This is a genomic window from Egibacteraceae bacterium, assembly GCA_035540635.1.
GTDB lineage: Bacteria > Actinomycetota > Nitriliruptoria > Euzebyales > Egibacteraceae > DATLGH01.
Genome location: DATLGH010000006.1, coordinates 74,436 through 81,336, shown reverse-complemented (window position 1 = coordinate 81,336; position 6,901 = coordinate 74,436). Strand labels below are relative to the sequence as shown.

Below are 6,901 nucleotides of genomic sequence, written 5' to 3'. Positions count from 1 at the left end.
GTCGGGAACCCCGCCCCTCCCCGCCCGCGCAGGCCCGAGTCGAGGACCCGCTGAGCGACCTCCTCCGGCGACAGCTCGAGCGCGTTGCGCAGCCCCTCACCCCCGCCGGCCGCGAGGTAGTCGTCGAAGGTGAGGATCTCCTCCTCCGGTAGCAGCCGTGCGCTGTCGTCGGACATCGTGCGGTCGTCTCCTGCTCGTTCTCGGTGCGCACAACCTACCCGCCGCGCGACCCGGGCTCCCGTGGGACGAGGACCATCGCCTCGTGCGGGCCGAGGGCGAGCTCCGTGTCGACCGTGCGGCCCTCGCCGCGCCGGTCTGTGGCGAACACCGCCTCCCAGGTCCCCTCCGGAAGCGCCGTCCGGTGGGGACGGTCGCCGCAGTTGGCGGCGACGAGGGTGTCGCCGCGACGGTAGGCGACCACCGGTCCCCGCTCGAAGAGCCACTCGACGGGCCGGTCGTGGAGGTCGGTGCGCGAGCGTCGCAGGTGCACGAGCGTCCGGTAGCGGTGCAGCATCGCGTCGGGGTCGGCGCGCTGGACCGCGACGGTGTCGGCGTCGGTCCGGTCGCCGAAGGGCAGCCAGGGCCGTCGCGCGGTCGTGAACCCGTAGCCGGGTCCCGGCTCCCACGGCATCGGCGTCCGGCACCCGTCACGGCTCTTCGCGTTCGGGCCCCCGCGCAGGGCGACCGGGTCCTGCGCGTGCTCGGGCCCGATCTCGCCGTCCTCGAGCCCGAGCTCTTCTCCCTGGTAGACGAACGGCACCCCCGGCAACCCCGTGAGCAGGGTCGCGAAGACGAGGGCGCGGGCACGGCCGACAGCGCCCCCACCGAACCGGGTCACCGCACGGGCGCGGTCGTGGCTCGACTGGACCCACGCGAGGTGGCCGGGCGCCGCCGCGGCGGCGTGCTCGAGCACGTCGCGGATCGCCGCGGGATCCCAGTCGAGGTAGAGCGGCTTGAACCAGAACGACAGGTGCAGCCCGTCCTGGTGGCGCACGTAGCGGGCGAGCCGGTCGATGTCGAGCAGGTACACCTCGCCGAGCAGGAGTCCGCCGTAGGGCTCGACGACCTTGCGCCACCGGCGGTAGACGTCGAGCACGCCGGGCTGGTCGACGTCGTGCACCCGCTCGAGCGTCGCCGCGTCCTCGACGAGCGCGTGGCCCAACCCCTCGGCCGCCGGGGGGTTGTCAAGCAGCTCGGGATGCTTCACGAGCGCGTGCGCCACGTCGATGCGGAATCCGTCCACCCCCCGTTCGAGCCAGAAGCGCAGGATCCCGTCGAACTCCTCCGCGACGGCGGGGTTGTCCCAGTTGAGGTCGGGTTGGTCGGGCAGGAACAGGTGGAGCCAGTACTGGCCGGTCGCCTCGTCGAGGGTCCACGCCGGACCACCGAAGTTGCTGATCCAGTTGTTGGGAGGACCGCCGTCCGGCGCGGGGTCCCGCCAGACGTAGTAGTCGCGGTAGGGGTTGTCACGGCTCGACCGCGCCTGCCGGAACCACTCGTGGTCGGAGGAGGTGTGGTTCGGCACGAGGTCGATGACGAGGCGCATGCCGAGGTCGTGGCAGCGGGCCACGAGCGCGTCGACGTCGGCGAGGGTGCCGAAGACCGGTTCGACGTCGCGGTAGTCGGCGACGTCGTAGCCGTGGTCGCGCATGGGGGACGGGTAGAAGGGCGTGACCCAGACGACGTCGACGCCGAGCCAGGCGAGATGGTCGAGCCGCCCGAGCAGCCCGCGGAGGTCCCCGACCCCGTCCCCGTCGGCGTCGGCGAAGGAGCGCAGGTAGACCTCGTAGCCCACCGACGACCGCCACCACGGTGTGGCGCCGAAGTGCCCGAAGGTCACGGGCTGTCGTCACCCGCCCACGCGACGAGCCCGGTGGACGCCCACGTCATGAGGTCGTCGTGGGCGGGCACGACCCGGACGGTGAAGCCGTACTCTCCCGACACCCTGCACGTGAAGGCGCCCCCGTAGCGATGAAGGCCGCCGCCGGCCTCACCCTCGGCGAGCATCGCCGTGATGGTCGGATGCTTCAGCCCTCCGTCGGCCCGCACCGGGCCGTGCAGCAGCTCGACCTGGACGTCGTCGGGGGTGAGCTCACCGAGGGCCACCAGCACCGACACCTCGCGCCGGTCGCCGATGCCGGCGGTGCCCTGGTCGCCCTCGACCGCCCGGACACCGACGGAGGGCCACGCGCGCGCGACGTGCGAGCGCCACGCCGCAAGCTGGCGGGCGCGCTTGTGGTCGTCGGCCGTCAGGCGGCGGGCCCGCTCGGCGATGGGGATGTAGAGGTCGTTGGTGTACTCGGTGACCATGCGCGTCGCGAGGACCCGCGGCCCGAGGGTCGCGAGCGACCGGCGGACCCGGGCGAGCCAACGCCGTGGCAGCGGGCCCTCGGCCCGGTCGTAGAAGGCCGGCACGACCGTCCGCTCGAGCAGGTCGAACAGGGCCTGCGCATCGGCGGCGTCCTGCTGGTTCGTGTCGTGGTGGCTCGCGGCGGCACCGATGGCGAAGCCGTTCTCACCGTCGTACATCTCGTCCCACCAGCCGTCGAGCGTCGAGCAGTGCAGTGCGCCGTTCAGCACCGCCTTCTCCCCCGACGTCCCACAGGCCTCGTGGGGCCGGCGCGGGTTGTTGAGCCACAGGTCGACGCCCTGGTAGAGGACGCTCGCCACGTCCATGTCGTAGTCCTCGACGAAGACGATGCGGCCACGCAGCTCCTCGTCGGCGGAGAAATGGACGAGCTGGCGGATGATGTCCTTGCCGAGGTCGTCGCGGGGGTGCGCCTTTCCGGCGAACACGATCTGCACCGGACGGTCGGTGGCGGTGAGCAGGGCACGGAGGCGGTCGGGCTGGCGGAGCAGCAGCGTGCCCCGCTTGTACTCGGCGAACCGCCGGGCGAACCCGATCGTCAGCGCGTCGGGGTCGAACACCTGCGCCGCCCACGCGACGGACGAGGGCGCCTCCCCCCGTCGCTCGGCCTGCTCACGCACCCAGCCGCGCACCCGCTGGACGAAGCGCTCGCGCGCGCGCCCGCGGGCACGCCACAGCACGTCGTCACCGACCTCCGTGACCCGCTCCCACGCGTCGGGGTTGTGCGCCCAGTCGGGCGCGAGGTAGCGGTCGTAGACCGCCGTCATCTCAGGGCCGACCCAGGTCGCAGCGTGCACGCCGTTCGTGACCGACGTGATGGGAACCTCGTCCTCGCCGATGCCCGGCCACAGTGGCCCGAACATGCTCCGGGAGACGCGGCCGTGCAGCTCGGATACGCCGTTGGCGCGCGCGGACAGCCGCAGGCCCATCATCGCCATGTTGAAGTCGTAGTACGGCGGGGTGCCCTCGATCTGACCGACGGCCATGAACCGGTCCATGTCGATGCCACAGTCCGCGGCCAGCCACGAGAAGTAGCGCTCCATGAGCCCGCGGGGGAAGACGTCGATGCCGGCCGGGACCGGGGTGTGGGTGGTGAAGAGCACGGACGCGCGGGCGCTCTCGAGGGCCTCGTCGAAGGCGAGGCCCCCGTCGGTGACGAGGCGACGGATCCGTTCGAGCTGGAGGAACCCCGCGTGCCCCTCGTTGGAGTGGAACACCTCGGGCGGCTCGGCCGCCTCACCGAGCGAACGGGCGAGGTCGAGCGCCCGCACGCCGCCGATCCCGAGGACGATCTCCTGGCGCAGGCGGTGCTCGACGTCGCCGCCGTAGAGCTTGTCGGTGACCGTGCGGTCGTGGGGGGCGTTCGTGGGCAGGTCGGTGTCGAGCAGCAGCAGGCGCACCCGTCCGACGTCCGCCAGCCACACCTGGCAGGCGACGGTGTTGGCGCCGAGCTCCACCTCGACCACCGCCGGCTCCTCTCCCCGTTCGAGCCGGCGCAGCGGCAGGCGGTAGGGGTTCAGGTCGGGGTAGCGCTCCTGCTGCCAGCCGTCGGCGTCGAGATGCTGGCGGAAGTAGCCGTGGCGGTAGAGCAGCCCCACGGCGACGAGGTCGAGTCCCAGGTCGCTCGCTGCCTTCAGGTGGTCCCCGGCGAGGACGCCGAGGCCACCCGAGTACGTCTGCATGGCGTGCGACAGACCGAACTCCGGCGAGAAGTAGGCGATGCGGGGCGGCGGCGTCGGCTGTGACTGCGCCCATCGCGGCTGGGTGATGTACCGCCGGAGGTCGGCGTGCAGCTCCGCGACGCGGGAGACGAACGCCGCATCGCCGGCAAGGCCCGCGAGCCGCTTGGGCGACAGCCGGCCGAGCAGCTCGACGGGGTTGCCGCCGACCGCCTCCCAGACGTTCGCGTCGGCCCAGCGGAACATCTCCTGCGTGGGCGGATGCCAGGCCCACCGCAGGTTGCTCGCGAGCACCCCGAGCGGCTCGAGCTCGGCGGGCAACGACGGGCGCACCCGGAAGGTGCGGAGTGCTTTGATCACCGTGCGTCGTTCTTTCACCAGGGAACGGGGAAGCCTGCACTGTACCGCCGGCCGCGAACGTCGAATCCCGCCAGGGCCACCCCGTCGCCCTGCGACGCCGTCCCGACCGGGCGGACCAGCGCCACTCGACGCAGGCGCCCGAGGGGCCCTACCCTTGGGGGATGCACCACCCGCGCACGGAGGACCCCGCAGACCTCGTGGTCGCATGGGAGGCGGTGGAGGAGCTCCTCGCCGTCGTCCCCGAGAGCTCGAGCAAGGACGTCCTGCGCCTCGTCGCAGCCGGGCTTCCCCCCGCCGAGATCGCCGAGCGCCTCGGCCTCGCCGTCAACGACGTCGACGTTCTCGCGGCTCGGGGGCGCATCCGCGTCCTCACCGCCGCGCTCAGCACGGGCAGAACGAGCCCGTCGAGGCCGATTCCGCCGGCCGCCTGAACCGGCCGCGTCCGGGCGGCCTCCGCCCCTCCACGTATAGGGTCTGCACACCCGGGTAGGACCCAGGGGTTGGCGAGCCACGAAGGGGGCGGCTGGTGAAAGGGCGTGTCGAGATCCAGCACGTCAGTCCGTCGGTGGACTGCGGGCGGTACCCCGCGAAGGCGGTGGTCGGCGACAAGGTCGTCGTCGGCGCGGACGTCTTCCGCGAAGGCCACGAGAAGATCGCCGTCGCGGTGCGCTACCGCGGACCCGACGACGTCCGCTGGCGTGAGGCACCCGCGCGCCTCGACACGAACGACCGCTGGTACGGCCGCTTCCCCGTGGATCGCATGGGCACCTGGCGCTACCAGGTGATGGGGTGGACGGACTACTACGCGACCTGGCTGGACGGGGTCAGGAAGAAGCACGCGGCAGGCCAGACCGACCTCGACGCCGACATGGAGGAGGGCGCGCAGCTGCTCGAGCGCCGCCGGGCGAAGGTGTCGAAGGCGCTCGCGGAACTGCTCGACGAGACCGTCGCGGTGCTGCGCAGCGGCCGCAGCCTCGTCGAGCGCGTGACCCGTGCGGGCGACGCCGACCTGCTCGCCCTGCTCGAACGCCATCCCGAGCGCCTCGACGCCTCCATGAGCAAACCGGAGCTCAGCGTGTGGGTGGACCGCCCGGCTGCGAGGTTCGGTGCCTGGTACGAGATGTTCCCCCGGTCAGAAGGGGCCACGGAGAAGCGCAGCGGCACGTTCGCCGAGGCGGCCAAGCGCCTCCCGGCCATCGACGGGATGGGCTTCGACGTCGTCTACCTCCCGCCGATCCACCCGATCGGCCGCACGAACCGCAAGGGACGCGGCGGGCCCCACGACCTGCGGCCCGGCCCCGACGACCCCGGAGTCCCCTGGGCGATCGGCAGCCCCGATGGCGGCCACGACGCCGTCCACCCCGACCTGGGCACGATCGAGGACTTCGACGCCTTCGTGGCCGAGGCTGACGGCCACGGCCTCGAGATCGCCCTCGACTACGCCATCCAGTGCTCACCGGACCACCCATGGGTGACCGAGCATCCCGAGTGGTTCAAGCACCGGCCGGACGGGACGATCCAGTACGCCGAGAACCCGCCCAAGAAGTACCAGGACATCTACCCGATCAACTTCGACACGCAGGACTGGGAAGCGCTGTGGGCCGAGCTCAAGCGCGTGCTCGACCACTGGATCGCGCATGGCGTGCGCATCTTCCGCGTCGACAACCCCCACACGAAGTCCCTGCGATTCTGGGAGTGGGTCATCGCGGAGATCCACGCCGAGCATCCCGAGGTCCTGTTCCTCGCGGAGGCGTTCACCCGCCCGAAGATGATGCAGACGCTCGCGAAGCTCGGGTTCAGCCAGAGCTACACCTACTTCGCGTGGCGCAACACCAAGCACGAGCTCACCACCTACGTGAGCGAGCTCGCCCACACCGACATGGCCGACTACTACCGCCCGAACTTCTGGCCGAACACGCCCGACATCCTCACCGAGTTCCTCCAGACCGGTGGCCGCGCCGCCTTCAAGCTCCGCCTCGTGCTCGCCGCGCTGCTGTCCCCTGCGTACGGGATCTACTCGGGTTACGAGCTCTGCGAGGCTGAGCCGCTCGAGCCGGGCAGCGAGGAGTACTTCGAGTCGGAGAAGTACCGCTTCCGCCCGCGCGACTGGGACCGCGCCGACTCCCTGGCGCCCTACATCGCGAGGGTCAACCGCATACGCCGAGCGCACCCCGCGTTCGCCGAGCTCCGCAACATCTGGTTCCACCACATCGACAACGACGCCCTGCTGTGCTTCTCGAAGGTGGAGGACGAGCGTCAGGGAGCGGTGCTCGTCGTGGTGAACCTCGACCCGCACAACACCCAGGCCGGCTGGACCTGGCTCGACCTCTGGCAGCTCGGGCTCGAGCACGCCGGGCCGTTCGAGGCTCACGACCTCATGACCGACACGGCCTACATCTGGCACGGCCCCGACAACTTCGTGCAGCTCGACCCGACCGTCGAGTCCGCCCACGTCCTGCGGCTGCGTCCGCTCTGAGTCAGGCGAGGATCACAG

At 71.6% G+C, this 6,901-nt stretch carries 4 protein-coding genes; 2 read left to right on the top strand and 2 right to left on the bottom strand.

Going from position 1 to position 6,901, the window contains the following annotated elements; translation table 11 throughout:
- Nucleotides 1-214: 214 nt before the first annotated feature.
- Together VM324_01555 and glgP are read right to left on the bottom strand one after the other, a co-directional pair.
- Nucleotides 215-1,840 (bottom strand): alpha-amylase family glycosyl hydrolase, encoded by a 1,626-nt coding sequence (locus VM324_01555; GenBank protein HVL97964.1) that lies wholly within the window; start codon nucleotides 1,838-1,840, stop codon nucleotides 215-217.
- Nucleotides 1,837-4,407: an alpha-glucan family phosphorylase gene (glgP, locus tag VM324_01550; protein ID HVL97963.1), complete on the bottom strand. Its 2,571-nt coding sequence runs from the start codon at nucleotides 4,405-4,407 to the stop codon at nucleotides 1,837-1,839. The genes VM324_01555 and glgP overlap by 4 nt, the downstream gene beginning before the upstream one ends.
- A 161-nt stretch (nucleotides 4,408-4,568) precedes the next feature.
- Between glgP and VM324_01545 the strand changes: the two genes are divergently transcribed.
- Together VM324_01545 and VM324_01540 are read left to right on the top strand one after the other, a co-directional pair.
- Nucleotides 4,569-4,838, top strand: coding sequence for a hypothetical protein (locus VM324_01545; protein ID HVL97962.1), 270 nt, complete (start codon nucleotides 4,569-4,571; stop codon nucleotides 4,836-4,838).
- Between the two features lie 95 nt (nucleotides 4,839-4,933).
- Nucleotides 4,934-6,883, top strand: a complete 1,950-nt coding sequence (locus tag VM324_01540) for an alpha-1,4-glucan--maltose-1-phosphate maltosyltransferase (protein HVL97961.1) — start codon at nucleotides 4,934-4,936, stop codon at nucleotides 6,881-6,883.
- Nucleotides 6,884-6,901: the final 18 nt, after the last annotated feature.

Coding starts and splice junctions, on each gene's coding strand:
- VM324_01545 (HVL97962.1), top strand. CDS start 4,569: ATGCACCACCCGCGCACGGAGGACCCCGCAGACCTCGTGGTCGCATGG.